General features: G+C 73.4%; 12 protein-coding genes. 8 read left to right on the top strand and 4 right to left on the bottom strand.

Features of this window, described 5'->3' with window-relative positions; all coding sequences use genetic code 11:
* Window positions 1-72: 72 nt before the first annotated feature.
* Together ACFVZH_RS27590 and ACFVZH_RS27595 are read right to left on the bottom strand one after the other, a co-directional pair.
* Window positions 73-366: an antitoxin gene (locus tag ACFVZH_RS27590; RefSeq protein ID WP_384901318.1), complete on the bottom strand. Its 294-nt coding sequence runs from the start codon at window positions 364-366 to the stop codon at window positions 73-75.
* Between the two features lie 69 nt (window positions 367-435).
* The gene (locus ACFVZH_RS27595) at window positions 436-738 is read right to left on the bottom strand and encodes a hypothetical protein (RefSeq protein ID WP_384901320.1); all 303 of its coding nucleotides are present in this window, start codon (window positions 736-738) and stop codon (window positions 436-438) included.
* A gap of 140 nt (window positions 739-878) precedes the next feature.
* Between ACFVZH_RS27595 and miaA the strand changes: the two genes are divergently transcribed.
* The 6 genes from miaA to hflX all read left to right on the top strand — a co-directional run bounded on the left by miaA (window position 879) and on the right by hflX (window position 9,103).
* On the top strand, window positions 879-1,817 hold the full coding sequence (miaA, locus tag ACFVZH_RS27600) for a tRNA (adenosine(37)-N6)-dimethylallyltransferase MiaA (RefSeq protein WP_384901322.1): 939 nt from the start codon (window positions 879-881) through the stop codon (window positions 1,815-1,817).
* 108 nt (window positions 1,818-1,925) lie between these two features.
* On the top strand, window positions 1,926-2,438 hold the full coding sequence (locus ACFVZH_RS27605; protein ID WP_384901498.1) for a hypothetical protein: 513 nt from the start codon (window positions 1,926-1,928) through the stop codon (window positions 2,436-2,438).
* 234 nt (window positions 2,439-2,672) lie between these two features.
* Entirely contained in the window at window positions 2,673-3,581 is a 909-nt protein-coding gene (gene dapF, locus ACFVZH_RS27610) for a diaminopimelate epimerase (RefSeq protein ID WP_384901324.1), read from the top strand.
* A 140-nt stretch (window positions 3,582-3,721) separates the two neighbouring features.
* On the top strand, window positions 3,722-5,881 hold the full coding sequence (locus ACFVZH_RS27615) for a RelA/SpoT family protein (RefSeq protein ID WP_384901326.1): 2,160 nt from the start codon (window positions 3,722-3,724) through the stop codon (window positions 5,879-5,881).
* 114 nt (window positions 5,882-5,995) lie between these two features.
* Window positions 5,996-7,486 carry a M1 family metallopeptidase gene (locus ACFVZH_RS27620; RefSeq protein ID WP_384901328.1) on the top strand — a complete coding sequence of 497 codons (1,491 nt, stop codon included), beginning with the start codon at window positions 5,996-5,998 and terminating at the stop codon, window positions 7,484-7,486.
* A 123-nt stretch (window positions 7,487-7,609) separates the two neighbouring features.
* On the top strand, window positions 7,610-9,103 hold the full coding sequence (gene hflX, locus ACFVZH_RS27625; RefSeq protein WP_384901329.1) for a GTPase HflX: 1,494 nt from the start codon (window positions 7,610-7,612) through the stop codon (window positions 9,101-9,103).
* Between the two features lie 81 nt (window positions 9,104-9,184).
* On the opposite strand, the gene ACFVZH_RS27630 is transcribed toward hflX, so the two are convergent.
* Together ACFVZH_RS27630 and ACFVZH_RS27635 are read right to left on the bottom strand one after the other, a co-directional pair.
* Complete coding sequence (locus tag ACFVZH_RS27630; RefSeq protein ID WP_384901330.1) at window positions 9,185-10,351, bottom strand: trypsin-like serine peptidase; 1,167 nt, start codon at window positions 10,349-10,351, stop codon at window positions 9,185-9,187.
* 127 nt (window positions 10,352-10,478) lie between these two features.
* Window positions 10,479-11,654, bottom strand: coding sequence for a trypsin-like serine peptidase (locus ACFVZH_RS27635; protein WP_384901331.1), 1,176 nt, complete (start codon window positions 11,652-11,654; stop codon window positions 10,479-10,481).
* Window positions 11,655-11,981: 327 nt separating this feature from the next.
* Between ACFVZH_RS27635 and ACFVZH_RS27640 the strand changes: the two genes are divergently transcribed.
* Complete coding sequence (locus tag ACFVZH_RS27640) at window positions 11,982-13,424, top strand: diaminobutyrate--2-oxoglutarate transaminase (RefSeq protein WP_384901333.1); 1,443 nt, start codon at window positions 11,982-11,984, stop codon at window positions 13,422-13,424.
* 105 nt (window positions 13,425-13,529) lie between these two features.
* Window positions 13,530-15,356: an IucA/IucC family protein gene (locus tag ACFVZH_RS27645; RefSeq protein ID WP_384901499.1), complete on the top strand. Its 1,827-nt coding sequence runs from the start codon at window positions 13,530-13,532 to the stop codon at window positions 15,354-15,356.
* Window positions 15,357-15,424: the final 68 nt, after the last annotated feature.

Raw genomic sequence — 15,424 nt, forward strand, 5'->3', positions numbered from 1 at the left:
GAGCTGCTCCGCGGCCGTCCGCCGTGCGGAGGGACCGTCCGTCTGCCGGGTCCGGCCGGGTGACGTCGGCCGTCAGGCCGCCGGCGGCGGGGTCGGCGGCGGGGTCGGGCCACCGTCCGGGCCACCGCCCGTGCTCCCGCCACCGGGCGTGCCGTCGTCCTTGTGACCGATCCGGTCGATGGCGCCCTTCGCCTTGCCCGTACCGGACTGGATCTTGTCGCTGTACTTGCCCTTGGTCTTCTCGTCGACCAGCTTCGCGGCCTTGTCCAAACCGTGGTCGATCTTCTCCCCGTGCTGCTGCGCGAGGTCCGCGACCTTGTCCTTGGCCGGGCTGAGCTTGGCCTTCAGCGAATCCAGGAGACCCATGGGGCACCTTCCCTCCGCGGACCCCGGGAGGGTCCGTCGTCCGTGTCCTGCCCCCAGGACCCCGGGGGCCTAGTGGCGGGCGCCTTCACCCGCCTCGTTGTCCGCGGCGGCCTCGGCGGACTGCTGCTTCGGGATCTCCACGACCTCGGAGGCGACCGCCCCGGCCGGCTCCTCGTCCGTCTCGACCTCCCCGGCGCCGTCCGGGTCGGCCGCGTCCTCCACCGGAGCCGTCAGCGCCGCGGCGGCCTCGGACGCCTCGGCCGCCGTTCCGGTGTCCGTCCCGCCCTCCGCCGGAGCATCGGCCCCGGCCTCGTCCGGCGAGACCTCGGCCGCATCCTGCTGCTTACGGCGAAACATTGCCAAAAGTCCCATATTCACTCCATAGCGTACTCGGATGGGAGGGGCTCCGCGGGGAACGACGGCCGGAACCTCGCAACAGGAAACGAACCCCGGACGGGGCCCGTCACGTAGCTCATTCGGGGACGGGCCGGGAGGTTTGCGAGACTGGGGCGGTGAGAAGCGCAGCTCCCGCCCCGCGGGTCATCGCCGTCGTCGGTCCGACAGCGGCCGGAAAGTCCGATCTGGGTGTATTCCTGGCCCAGCAGCTCGGCGGCGAGGTCGTCAACGCCGACTCGATGCAGCTCTACCGGGGAATGGACATCGGGACCGCCAAACTGACCACGGAGGAGCGTGGCGGCGTCCCGCACCACCTCCTCGACATCTGGGACGTGACCGAGGCCGCCTCCGTCGCCGAGTACCAGCGGCTCGCCCGGGCCGAGATCGACCGGCTGCTCGCCGACGGCCGCACCCCGGTCCTCGTCGGCGGCTCGGGACTGTACGTACGGGGGGCCGTCGACGCCCTGGAGTTCCCGGGCACCGACCCCGCCGTCCGCGCCCGCCTGGAGGCCGAACTCGACGAGCGCGGCTCCGGCGTCCTGCACGCCAGGCTCGCCGCCGCCGACCCGGACGCCGCCCGCGCGATCCTGCCCAGCAACGGGCGCCGCATCGTCCGGGCCCTCGAGGTGATCGAGATCACCGGCAAGCCCTTCACCGCCAACCTCCCGGGCCCCGACTCGGTCTACGACACCGTCCAGATCGGCGTCGACGTGGCCCGTCCCGAACTGGACGAGCGCATCGCCACGCGGGTCGACCGGATGTGGGAGGCGGGCCTCGTCGACGAGGTGCGCGCCCTGGAGGCGATCGGCCTGCGCGAGGGCCGCACCGCCGCCCGCGCCCTCGGCTACCAGCAGGTACTCGCCGCGCTGGCGGGGGAGTGCACCGAGGACGAGGCGCGGGCCGAGACCGTCCGCGCGACCAAGCGCTTCGCCCGCCGCCAGGACTCCTGGTTCCGCCGGGACCCGCGGGTCCACTGGCTCAGCGGGGCCGCAGATCACCGCGGGGAACTCCCGCGGGAGGCGCTGTCGTTGGTCGAACGAGCGGTTACAGCCTGATCACGTGATGGCATCGGGACGCCCTGCCCGTCATTTCGGCGGTCGGGAGCGTGCCATCATCGAGCATCGATCGACCAAGTGGAGTCCGAGTGGGGAGGGCGCGTGGCGATGGAGGCCGGCCCTCGCGACAGAGAACAGCACGACGCGGCCCTGGACGACCCGACGGCGGACACCGCGGGTGACGCACCGGGCCACCCGACGGACGACGCGCCGCTCGGGGCGCCGGGGCTGACCCCCGACGGTCCCGACGACGCGGTGGGCACCTCGGTCGAGGTGGACGCCGACGAGGTCGAGGTCGAACTCCGCCCCCAGCGACGGCTGCGGATCTGGCAGCTCGCCCCGATCGTCGCCCTGGCCGCCCTCGGCTCGCTGATGTTCGCCTTCCCGCTCGCCTTCGGCTCGGGCGACGGCGGCGCGGTCGTCGCCATGCTCGGACTGCTCATCAGTTCCTGCGCGGCCGGCTGGGGCATGATGGCCGCCCGCAAGGTCGGTTACACCTGGCCGGGGCTGCCGCAGCGCGGCTCGGGCGAGCGCCCGGACTGGCGCGTCCTCGCCCTGTACGTGACGACCATCGCGTCCCTCGTCGCCCTCGCCGTCTGGCGCGTCGCCCGCCTGCGCTGACCCCCTCCGGGCCTCCCCGGGCCCGGCCCCCTCGGGCATTCCCGGGCCGGTCCTCCCCGGGCCTCCCCATGAGGCCCGCAGGGGCCCGGCCGCACCGACCGCCGTGCCCCGGGCAGACCCTCCCGGCCCGCCCGTGCCGACCCCCGTACCCACCCCGACCGCCCGGGCCCGGCCCGCGCCGGCCGCCGCCGCCCCGCCTGCGTCCGGCGTGCCCTGCCCCGTACAGTTGATCTCGTGACCAGCACGCAGACTCCGCAGCTCCCCGCCCTGAGGTTCCTGAAGGGCCACGGCACCGAGAACGACTTCGTGATCGTCCCCGACGCGGAGAACGCCGTCGACCTGCCCCCGGCCGCCGTGGCACGGCTCTGCGACCGCCGGGCCGGCATCGGCGCCGACGGAGTGCTGCACGTGGTGCGCAGCGCCGCCCACCCCGAGGCGCGGCACATGGCCGACGAGGCCGAGTGGTTCATGGACTACCGCAACGCCGACGGCTCGGTCGCCGAGATGTGCGGGAACGGCGTGCGGGTCTTCGCCCGCTACCTGGAGCACGCCGGCCACGTCACCGCCGGCGACCTGGCCGTCGCCACCCGCGGCGGCGTCAAGCGCGTCCACCTCGACAAGGACGGCGCCGTCACGGTCTCGATGGGCCGCGCGGTCCTGCCCGAGGCGGGTGTCACCGTCACCGTCGACGGCCGCAGCTGGCCCGCGCGGAACGTGAACATGGGCAACCCGCACGCGGTCGCCTTCGTCGAGGACCTCGACCACGCCGGCACCCTCTTCACCGAGCCGCCGTACGAGCCGGCCTCCGTCTACCCCGACGGCGTGAACATCGAGTTCGTCGTCGACCGCGGCCCCCGCCACGTCGCCATGCGGGTGCACGAGCGAGGCGCCTCCGAGACCCGCTCCTGCGGCACCGGCGCCTGCGCCGTCGCCGTCGCCACCGCCCGCCGGGACGGCGCCGACCCCGCCGCGTCCGGTACCCCCGCCACGTACACCGTCGACGTGCTCGGCGGGACCCTGGTCATCACCGAGCACCCCGACGGCGCGATCGACATGACCGGTCCGGCCGTCATCGTCGCCGAGGGCACCCTCGACCCCGAGTGGTGGACGGCACCCGGCGGAATCGAAACTGTCAACGCCTGATTTATCGCTCGAATGGGTGATCCGATTCACGCTGAGCGAGAGCGCGACTGCGCCACGTGGTGGGGTCGGTAGCATCAAGCACCGGCCCCCCGGGTACGCCTGGCCCGCCCATCGCCGGTCGATGTCGCCGGAGGTGCCCCATGAGCGCAGAGGCCACCAACCCCGTGAGCGCGGCCGAGGCCGCCGTCACCGACGCGAGCGTCCGCAGACGGGGAAGGGCCCGGATCGACCTGCGGCGGATCGGCCGGGCCGCACTGCTCGGCGCCACCGCGGGACCGGCGCCCCGTGACCGGCTGCCCGACGCCATCAGCCATGTGGCGGAGGCGCACCGGGCCCACCATCCCGACGCGGACCTCACGGTGCTGCGCCGGGCGTACGTCCTCGCCGAGTCCTCCCACCGCGGCCAGTTCCGCAAGAGCGGCGAGCCGTACATCACCCATCCGCTCGCGGTGACGCTCATCCTCGCCGAGCTCGGCGCGGAGACCACCACCCTGACCGCCTCCCTCCTGCACGACACCGTCGAGGACACCGAGGTGACGCTCGATCAAGTGCGCCGGGAGTTCGGCGACGAGGTCGCCTACCTCGTCGACGGGGTCACCAAGGTGGAGAAGATCGACTACGGCGCCGCCGCCGAACCCGAGACCTTCCGCAAGATGCTCGTCGCCACCGGCAGCGACGTCCGGGTCATGTCGATCAAGCTCGCCGACCGCCTCCACAACATGCGCACCCTCGGCGTGATGCGGGCCGAGAAACAGGCCAGGATCGCCAAGGTCACCCGGGACGTCCTCATCCCGCTCGCCGAACGGCTCGGCGTCCAGGCCCTCAAGACCGAGCTGGAGGACCTCGTCTTCGCCATCCTCCACCCCGAGGAGTACGAGACCACCCGCGCGCTCGTCGCCGGCAACCCGCGGGCGGGCGACGCCCTCGACGCCGTCGCCGAACAGGTCACCGCCGTGCTCCGCGAGGCGGGCATCGGCGCCGAGGTCCTGGTCCGACCGAGGCACTTCGTCTCGGTGCACCGCGTCCGCCTCAAGCGCGGCGAGCTCCGCGGCTGCGACTTCGGGCGGCTCCTCGTCCTCGTCGCCGAGGACGCCGACTGCTACGGGGTCCTCGGCGAGCTCCACACCTGTTTCACCCCGGTGATCTCCGAGTTCAAGGACTTCATCGCGGCCCCCAAGTTCAACCTCTACCAGTCCCTGCACACCGCGATCGCCGCCCCCGACGGCGCCGTGGCCGAGGTCCTGATCCGCACCCACCGGATGCACAAGGTCGCGGAGGCCGGGGTCGTCGCCCTCGGCAACCCCCACGTCGGCCAGGAGACGGCCGAGCAGCAGGACCCGGCCGCCCGCACCGACGACGGGGAGCGCGTCGACCCGACCCGCCCCGGCTGGCTCTCCCGCCTCCTCGACTGGCAGCAGGCCGCGCCCGACCCGGACACCTTCTGGACCTCGCTCCGCGCCGACCTCGCCGAGGACGACGAGATCACCGTCTTCCGCGCCGACGGCGGCACGCTCGGCCTCCCCGCCGGGGCCAGCTGCGTCGACGCCGCCTACGCCCAGCACGGCGAGGCCGCCCACGGCTGCCTCGGCGCCCGCGTCAACGGCCGCCTCGCCCCGCTCGGCACCGTCCTCGGCGACGGGGACACCGTCCAGCTGCTGCTCGCCCAGGACGCCGTGTCCGGTCCGTCGCCCGAGTGGCTCGACCACGCCCGTACCCCCGCCGCGCGGATCGCGATCACCGGCTGGCTCCGGGCCCACCCCGAGGCCGCCGCGCCCCCGGCCGCCGGCGCCCCCCGGCCCCGGATCAACGTCACCGCCGACCGCCGCTCCGGCGCCGAACTCCACGCCGACCTGGAGGGCGAGCCGCCCGCGGCCGTCCGTCCGGCGGGCTGCTGCACCCCGGTACCCCCCGACGAGATCACCGGCTTCCGGGTCCGCGGCGGCTCGGTCACCGTCCACCGCGCGCGCTGCGCCGCCGTCGAGGCCATGAGCCGACTGGGCCGCGCCCCCGTCGCCGTCCGCTGGGGCGCCGCCGGGCAGGGCAGGGTCACCCTGGTCGCCGAGTCCTTCGGGCGGCCCGGGCTGCTCGCCGACCTCACCGAGGCCATCGCCACCGCCGGGGCCGCCGTCGTCGCCGCGAACGTCGAGCCGCCCAGCGAACAGCGGGTCCGCCACACGTACACGCTCCACCTCCCCGACGCGGCCGCGCTCCCCGCCCTCATGCGGGCCATGCGGGACGTGCCCGGGGTGTACGACGTGAGCCGCGCCCGACGGGGGGCTTCGGGGCCGCGGCGGGCGTGACGCGCCACGACGCGACGACACGACCTCCTTCGGGTGGCGGACGAGCGCGCCGCCCGGGGGAGCGGGGAATCCCCTGGTAGCCGTAGGGCCAGTCCTCCGGAAAGGCCCTGGCCCATGCCGCTCGTACGAACGCCCCTGCCCCGCGCGCGATGGCTCCGCTCCGCCGTCCTGGTCGCCGCCTCCGCCGGGCTCGTCGCCGCCGCGCTGCCCGCCCCCGCTCCGCTCGGCATCGGCGACCCGCTCTTCCCCCACCTCGGCAACCCCGGCTACGACGTCCTCGCGTACCACCTCGACGTCACCTACCCCGGGGTGAACACCCGGCCGCTCGCCGCCGTGACCACGATCGACGCGCTCGCCACCGACGACCTGGAGCGGCTCAACCTCGACTTCACCCACGGCACGGTGTCCTCCGTCACCGTCGACGGCCTGACCGCCGAGTACACCGGCAGCGGCGAGGACCTGGTCGTCACCCCGGCCGTGTCGATCGACGCCGGCGAGCGGATCGAGATCACCGTCACCCACACCAGCGACCCGAGCGGTCCCGCCGACACCGGCGGCTGGGTCCGTACCGGCGACGGCCTCGCCATGGCCAACCAGGCCGACGCGGCCCACCGGGTCTTCCCCTCCAACGACCACCCGGCGGACAAGGCGTTCTTCACCTTCCGGGTCACCGCCCCCAGCGACCTCACCGTCGTCGCCAACGGGCTCCCCACCGGCCGCGCCGACCACGGCGCCACCACCACCTGGACGTACCGCACCCGCCACCCCATGGCCACGGAGCTCGCCCAGATCTCCATCGGCCGCTCCACCGTCGTGCACCGCGAGGGGCCGCACGGACTGCCCGTCCGGGACGTGGTGCCCACCGCGGACCGGGAGCTGATGGAGCCCTGGCTCCGCCGGACACCGGGGCACCTGGAGTGGATGGAGCGGCAGGTCGGCGCGTACCCCTTCGAGACGTACGGGGTGCTCGTCGCCGACGCCGACACGGGCTTCGAGCTGGAGACGCAGACCCTCTCGCTCTTCGAGCGCGGCATCTTCACGGAACCGGGCTACCCGGAGTGGTACGTCGACTCGGTCATGGTCCACGAGCTGGCCCACCAGTGGTTCGGCGACAGTGTCTCGCCCCGGACCTGGTCCGACCTCTGGCTAAACGAGGGACACGCCAGCTGGTACGAGGCCCTGTACGCGGAGGAGACCGCCGGCAAGTCCCTGGAGCGGCGGATGAAGGCGGCCTACGCGGCCTCCGACGGGTGGCGGGCGGACGGCGGCCCGCCCGCGGCCCCCGAGCCCCCCTCGCCCGGGCACAAGATCAGCCTCTTCCGGCCCGTCGTCTACGACGGCAGCGCCCTCGTCCTCTACGCGCTCCGCCAGGAGATCGGCACCGACGCCTTCCGGCGGCTGGAACGCCGCTGGGTCGCCGACCACCGCGACGGCACCGCCACCACCGCCGACTTCACCGCCCTGGCCGGCGAGATCGCCGGACGCGACCTCACCGCCTTCTTCCGTGGCTGGCTGTACGCGGCGAGGACCCCGGCGATGCCCGGCCACCCCGACTGGCGCAGCCGCCCGGCCGACGCCGCCAGGACCGCCCCGAAACCGGGATGACGGGCCCGGCCGCGCCGTGCCACCATCGTCACGTCGGCGGCGCGGCCGGCCCCGGGAATCTTCCGGCGCCCCCACGCGTTGCCACGGACACAGACCTATCGCTTCATTCGACGTAAGGATCCAATGACCTCCTCTTCTTCCCCTTCCCAGGACGAGCAGAGCTTCGCGGAGACGAGCCGTACCGAGAGCCTTCGGGCCGATGCCCTGATGGAAGAGGACGTCGCCTGGAGCCACGAGATCGACGGAGCGCGGGACGGCGACCAGCTCGACCGCTCCGAGCGCGCGGCCCTGCGCCGTGTCGCCGGCCTCTCCACCGAGCTCGAGGACGTCACCGAGGTCGAGTACCGCCAGCTGCGCTTGGAGCGCGTCGTGCTGGTCGGTGTGTGGACCTCGGGGACGGTGCAGGACGCGGAGAACTCCCTCGCGGAGCTCGCCGCCCTCGCCGAGACGGCGGGCGCCCTCGTGCTCGACGGCGTGATGCAGCGCCGCGACAAGCCGGACCCGGCCACCTTCATCGGCTCGGGCAAGGCGCGCGAACTGCGCGACATCGTGGTCGAGACCGGCGCGGACACCGTCGTCTGCGACGGCGAACTCAGCCCTGGCCAGCTCATCGCCCTCGAGGACGTCGTCAAGGTGAAGGTGGTCGACCGGACCGCCCTCATCCTCGACATCTTCGCCCAGCACGCCAAGTCCCGTGAGGGCAAGGCCCAGGTCGCCCTCGCGCAGATGCAGTACATGCTGCCGCGCCTGCGCGGCTGGGGTCAGTCGCTCTCCCGGCAGATGGGTGGCGGCGGCGGCGGCGGCATGGCCACCCGTGGTCCCGGTGAGACCAAGATCGAGACCGACCGGCGCCGCATCCGCGAGAAGATGGCGAAGATGCGCCGGGAGATCGCGGAGATGAAGACCGGCCGCGACATCAAGCGGCAGGAGCGGCGCCGGAACAAGGTGCCGTCGGTCGCCATCGCCGGATACACCAACGCCGGCAAGTCCTCCCTGCTCAACCGGCTCACCGGCGCGGGCGTCCTCGTGGAGAACGCGCTGTTCGCCACCCTCGACCCGACCGTGCGCCGGGCCGAGACGCCCACCGGCCGGGTCTACACCCTCGCGGACACCGTCGGCTTCGTCCGGCACCTGCCGCACCACCTGGTCGAGGCGTTCCGCTCCACCATGGAGGAGGTCGGCGAGTCCGACCTCATCCTGCACGTGGTGGACGGTTCGCACCCGGCGCCGGAGGAGCAGCTGGCCGCCGTGCGCGAGGTCTTCCGGGAGGTCGGCGCGGTGAACGTGCCGGAGATCGTCGTCATCAACAAGGCGGACGCGGCCGACCCGCTGGTGCTCCAGCGTCTGCTGCGGATGGAGAAGCACTCCCTCGTCGTCTCGGCCCGTTCGGGCCAGGGCATCGAGGAACTGCTCGCCCTGATCGACGCCGAACTGCCGCGCCCGCAGGTCGAGCTCGAAGTCCTCGTGCCGTACACGCAGGGCGGTCTGGTCTCGCGGGTGCACGCCGAGGGTGAGGTCGAGTCCGAGGAGCACACCCCGGAGGGCACCCTGCTCAAGGCCCGGGTGCACGAGGAGCTCGGGGCGCTGCTGGCGCCGTTCGTGCCCGCCGCGCACTGACCCACCGCAGTAAGTACCAAGGGCGCTGCCCCTCCCCGTCGGGGGAGGGGCAGCGCCCTTGGCCGTGGTGATGCGGGTGGGTCAGCGGGCGAACTTCTTGCTGACCATCTCGTGGGCCGCCTTGGCGCCCCTGCCCAGCTGCGGACCGGCGAGCCAGCCGTTGCCGCCGGCCGGGCCGATCGAGGTGTTCGACACCAGCGCCGTCTTCCCGTTCGGCAGCACGCGGAACCAGCCGCCGCCCGAGGAACCGCCCGTCATCGTGCAGCCGATCCGGTACATCGTCGGCGTGGCCGGAGCCGTGGTGAGCCGCGTCGCCCGGTCGAGGCACTTGTGCATGATCATGCCGTTGTACGGCGGAGCCGCCGGGTAACCCCAGGCACCCACCGTCCCGGACTGCGCGGGCGTCGGCGCCGAGAAGTCGACGGGCAGCGCGACGCCGACGGTCTCCTCCAGGGACTTGCCGCCCCGCTCGGGCTGCACGTGCAGCACGGCGTAGTCGTACGGCCATGCCTGGTTGGTGCCGCCCGCGTTGATCCACTCGCCCGAGGTCACGGCCCAGTCGGCCCAGTACTGGCCGTACGGGTACACCTCGTGGGGCTGCGCGTTGTTCAGCGCGGCCGGCGACTTGCCCAGGTCGTTGAAGGCCGGGACGAAGGTGATGTTGCGGTACCAGCCGCCGCGCTTGCCCGCGTGGACGCAGTGACCGGCCGTCCAGACCAGGTTGGACTTCCCGGGCCGGCGCGGGTCCTTCACGATCGTGCCGGAGCAGACCATGTGACCCTGCGGCGAATCGAAGAAGATCTTGCCGACCGGGGCCGCGTTGCGGTGGTACGGCGTCTTCTCGCGCTGCGCCTTGACGGGCCGGGGCGTCGGGTCGGTGCCGCCGGTACCGGCCTGCGCCGTGATCGTCTGGTCCGGGCTCTTCGCCGACTGCATGCGAGCGGGGTCCCAGAGGCCCTCGATCACCGGGTTGACGAAGTCCTCGGCCTCACGGAGCCAGGTCTCCTGGTCCCAGTTCTTCCACTCGCCGTTCTTCCACTTGTCCAGGTCGACGCCGTGCTTCTTCAGCTTGTCGGCGAGGTCCTTGGTCAGGTCGGCGCCGGCGTCGCCGGTGGCCGGTGCGGAGCTGCTCGCCCCGGTGGCCGGCTTGTCGGACGCCGGAGTCTCGGTGGGTCCGCAGGCCGTGGCGGTCAGCGCGAGCGCCGTCGCCAGGCCGAGCACGGCCGGTATGAGTCGTACAGAGCGCATGAATGAATTCCCCGTTGGTGTTGCCCTGTGGCTATTGCCATGGACGTGTCATGGGCGGTGCACAGTATGCCCGTCGGGCGCGGACGCGACGGAGGCGGGACCTCGCGGCCCCGCCTCCCTGCCGTGCCTAGCGACCGGCGTACTTCTTGCTGACCTCGTCGAAGATGGCCTTGGCCTCGGGTCCGAAGCGAGGACCGGCGAGCCAGCCCGCCGTCGACGGGCCGATCGAGGTGTTCGACACCAGCGCCGGCTTGCCGTCGCCGCCCTGGGCGACCCAGCCGCCACCGGACGAACCGCCGGTCATGGAGCAGCCGATCCGGTACATCGTCGGCTGCTCCGCCTTCAGCGACAGCCGGCCCGGCTTGTCCTGGCACTGGAACATCTTCTGGCCGTCGAACGGCGGCGCCGCCGGGTACCCGGTCGCCGTCAGGTTCTTGATCTTCGGCACCGCCGGCGCGTTGAACTCCACCGGAAGCGCCGAACCGACCGTCTCCTCAAGCGACTTGCCCGAGGCGCCCTTCTCCGGGGTCACCTGGATGACCGCGAAGTCGTAGGGAGCGCCCGCGCCGCCGGTGGACGCGCCCTGGGCGATCCACTGGTCGGAGGTCTTGACCCAGTCCGCCCACCACACGCCGTACGGGGCGATCTGCTCGCGCGTCGCCTTCTCGAGGTCCGACGTCGCCAGCGCGGAGTCGTTGTACGAGGGGACGAAGGCGATGTTGCGGTACCAGCCGCCCTGCTTGCCCTTGTGCACGCAGTGGCCGGCCGTCCACACCATGTTGGACTTGCCGGGGTGCGCCGGGTCCTTCACGACCGTGGCCGAGCAGACCATCGAGCCCTCGGGGCCGTCGAAGAAGACCTTGCCGGACTCGGGGGCGTTGGCGTGGTACTTGGCGTCCACGGCCCTGGCCCGCACCGGGACCGGAGTCGGGTCGGTGACACCCTTGTCACCCGAGATGTCCTCCTCCTCGACCGGCTTGTCCGGGCGCTCGGCCTCCCGCATCCGGTCCGGGTCCCAGAGGTCCTCGATGATCGGGTTGACGAAGTCCTTGGCCTCACGCAGCCACTTGTCGCGGTCCCAGTTCTTCCAGTCGCCGTTCCGCCACTTGTCGAGGTCGATCCCGTGTTCCTTCAGACGCTCCTTCAGGTCCTCCGGAATCTTGATCTTGTCGGCCGGGTTCAGGCTCGCGGGCGCGCTGGGCTTGTCTCCCGCGTTCTCCTCGCTCGGCCCGCAGGCCGTGGCGGTGAGCGTCAGTGCCGCGACGGCGGAAGCCGCCATCAGCAGCGGGCGAATAGATCGCATCTCGTGATCCCCCTGGGACTACGTCAACTTGTGCTACGTGTGCGTGGTGAAGAGCGGCCGAGCCCTCCCGGGCCCGACCACGGCCCCCACTATGCCGGTGCCGGAGGGGACGGTACGCGCCCCGTCGGCGGTTCCGGGCACCGTTCGGTCGTTGCCGTGCCGTGATCCGGGACACGCCAAGAACTTGCCCCCGGCCCGTGATCCCCGGCAGTTCCCGTCGTTGGTACGTACGGGGGACACAACGGCGGCGTTCAGGACGGCCCTTGAGGGCGGCTCCTCGGCGTCCCGATGTGCAACGCAACTGTTACCGCGGGAGGACACCGAGCCGTGGCCGTCACCGAATCAGCTCCGGCCGTCCCACCGGCCGCCCGGACGCACGCCCCGACGGACCAAGGGGGCGGGTACGAAGGCATCCTGGGCCGCCAGTCCCAGCGCGAGTCCGCCGCGCGCACCTACGCCCGCTCGCTGCCGATCGTCCCGGTGCGGGCCAGGGGACTGACCATCGAGGGCGCCGACGGCCGCCGCTACCTGGACTGCCTCTCCGGCGCCGGGACGCTCGCCCTCGGCCACAACCACCCCGTGGTCCTGGAGGCCATCAGGAAGGTCCTCGACTCGGGAGCGCCGCTCCACGTCCTCGACCTCGCCACCCCCGTGAAGGACGCCTTCACGTCCGAACTGTTCGCCACCCTGCCGGGCGAACTCGCCGACGACGCCCGCATCCAGTTCTGCGGACCGGCCGGCACGGACGCCGTCGAGGCGGCCCTCAAACTCGTCCGCACCGCCACCGGCCGGCGCGGCCTCCTCGCCTTCACCGGCGCCTACCACGGCATGACGGCCGGCGCCCTGTCCGCCTCCGGCGGAGCGGACGACGTCCGCGTGACCCGGCTGCCCTACCCGCAGCGCTACCGCTGCCCCTTCGGCGTCGGCGGCGAGCGCGGCGCCGAACTGGGCGCCCGCTGGACCGAGAACCTCCTCGACGACCCCAAGAGCGGTGTCGCCACCCCCGCCGGAATGATCGTGGAGGCCGTGCAGGGCGAGGGCGGTGTCATCCCCGCCCCCGACGACTGGATGCGCCGGATGCGCCGGATCACGGCCGAACGCTCCATCCCCCTCGTCGTCGACGAGGTCCAGACCGGCGTCGGCCGCACCGGCGCCTTCTGGGCCATCGAGCACAGCGGCGTCGTGCCCGACGTCATGGTCCTCTCCAAGGCCATCGGCGGCTCCCTCCCCCTCGCCGTCATCGTCTACAGGTCCGAGCTCGACGCCTGGGAACCCGGCGCCCACGCGGGCACCTTCCGCGGCAACCAGCTCGCCATGGCCGCCGGCACGGCCACCCTCGCCTACGTCCGCGAGAACAAGCTCGCCGAGCGGGCCGGCGACCTCGGTGCCCGCATCCTCGACCGGCTCCAGGGCCTCGCCGCCGCCCACCCCTGCGTCGGCGACGTCCGCGGCCGGGGCCTGATGATCGGCGTCGAACTCGTCGACCCCGACGCCGCGGGCCCCGACGACGCCGTCCCGCCCGCCGCCCCCGCCCTGGCCCGCGCCGTCCAGCAGGAGTGCCTCGCCCGCGGCCTCATCGTCGAACTCGGCGGCCGCCACTCCGCGGTGGTCCGGCTCCTCCCCCCGCTCACCCTCAGCGACGAGCAGGCCACCGCCGTGCTCGAACGCTTCGCCGACGCCCTGGCCGCGGCCGAACGGGCCCACACCCCCCATCCGCCCGCCGCCCGCCGGGCCACGGCCCCCCGGAACGCCCCCGGACCGTCCCACTGACCCGGACCGCCCCGGCCACACCCCAAGGAAGCCCCCGTGAACCCCACGCCCACCTCCCCGGCTCCCGAGACCGAGGCGCCCCTCGCCGTCGAGGAACTCTCCGCCCTGGCCCCCGCCCTCACCGGCGCCGGGCGCGCCCCCGCCGACGAGCCCACGGTCCCGCGCCAGCACACCGGCCCGTACGACGTCACGACGCCCCACCCGGCCGTGACCGCGGACCCCCTGGACGACCCCGACCCGGCACGCGCCGCCGACACGGCCGCCGTCGAGAACCTCCTCCGCTGCTGGGTCCGCGAGAAGAACCTCCCCGCCCCCGGGTCCACGACCCTGCGCATTCCCCTCGACGCCAGCGGCACCGCCCTCCTCGTCCCCGTCCGCTACTGGTCGCCCACCGGCTGGCACCGCTTCGGAGCTCCCGTCCTCGAAGGGCTCCCGGCCTCGGCGCCGACCGCCGACGCCGTCACCGTCGCCGCCCTCCTCGGCCGGGAGACCGGCCGCCCCGAGGGCACCGAACTCGTCGGCCGGGTCGCCGACTCCGCCCGCCGCACCGCCGACTTCCTCGCCGAGCGCCGCCACCGGCCCCACCCGCACCCGGACGCCGACCTCTTCCTCGCCGCCGAACAGTCCCTGCTGCTCGGCCACCCGCTCCACCCCACCCCCAAGAGCCGCGAAGGTCTCTCCGAGGCCGAGGCCCGGCTCTACTCACCCGAACTGCAGGGCGCCTTCCCCCTCCACTGGATGGCCGTCGACACCTCCCTCCTGGCCTCCGACTCCGCCTGGACCGAACAGGGCCGCCCCGTCACCGCGGAGCAACTCGCCGCCGGTCTCGCCGAAGGAATCGCGCTCCCCGCCGGCACCGCGCCCCTGCCCGTGCACCCCTGGCAGGCCCGCGAACTCCTGCACCGCCCCGACGTCCGCGCCCTCCTCGACGCGGGCCTCCTCCACGACCTCGGCCTCCACGGCAGTCCCTGGCACCCCACCTCCTCCGTCCGCACCGTGCACCGGCCCGGCGCCCGCGCCATGCTCAAGCTCTCCCTCGGCCTGCGCATCACCAACTCCCGCCGCGAGAACCTCCGCAAGGAGCTCCACCGCGGCGTCGAGGTCCACCGGCTGCTCCGCACCGGCCTCGTCGACGAGTGGCAGGCCGCCCACCCGGGCTTCGACATCGTGCGCGACCCCGCCTGGCTCGCCGTCGACACCCCGGACGGCGTCCCCGTCCCCGGACTCGACGTGATGATCCGCCACAACCCCTTCGGTCCCGGCGACGACGCCGTGTGCATCGCCTCCCTCACCGCCCCCCGTCCCTGGCCCGGGAGCACCACCATGCGCTCCCGGCTCGCCGATGTCGTCGGCCGGCTCGCCGCCCGCACCGGCCGCCCCCTCACGGCCGTCGCCGCCGAGTGGTTCCTGCGCTATCTCGACCACGTCGTCCGCCCCGTCCTCTGGCTCGACGGCCACGCCGGCATCGCCCTGGAAGCCCACCAGCAGAACACCCTGGTCCTCCTGGACCCGGACGGCTGGCCGGTCGGCGGCCGCTACCGGGACAACCAGGGCTACTACTTCCGCGAGTCCCACCGCGGCGAGCTGGAGAGCCGCCTCCCCGGCATCGGCGCGGACAGCGACACCTTCGTCTCCGACCAGGTCACCGACGAACGCTTCGCCTACTACCTGGGCATCAACAACGTCCTCGGCCTGATCGGCGCCTTCGGCGCCCAGCGCCTCGCCGACGAGCGGGTCCTGCTCGCCGCCTTCCGCAGCTTCCTCGCCTCCGCCACCGGCCTGGGTTCGCCGCTCCCGCACCGGCTCCTGGAAGCCGCCACCCTGCGCAGCAAGGCCAACCTCCTCACCCGCCTGCACGGCCTGGACGAACTCGTCGGCCCGGTCGACACCCAGTCCGTCTACGTCACCGTCACCAACCCCCTCCGCACCTGAGACCACCACCCGGCTCCACCGTCCCGAGACCACCACCCGGGACCATCTGCCCGACCCACCTCCTGAGC

Origin of the sequence: Streptomyces sp. NPDC059534 (genome assembly GCF_042743475.1) — a bacterium.
Lineage (GTDB): Bacteria > Actinomycetota > Actinomycetes > Streptomycetales > Streptomycetaceae > Streptomyces.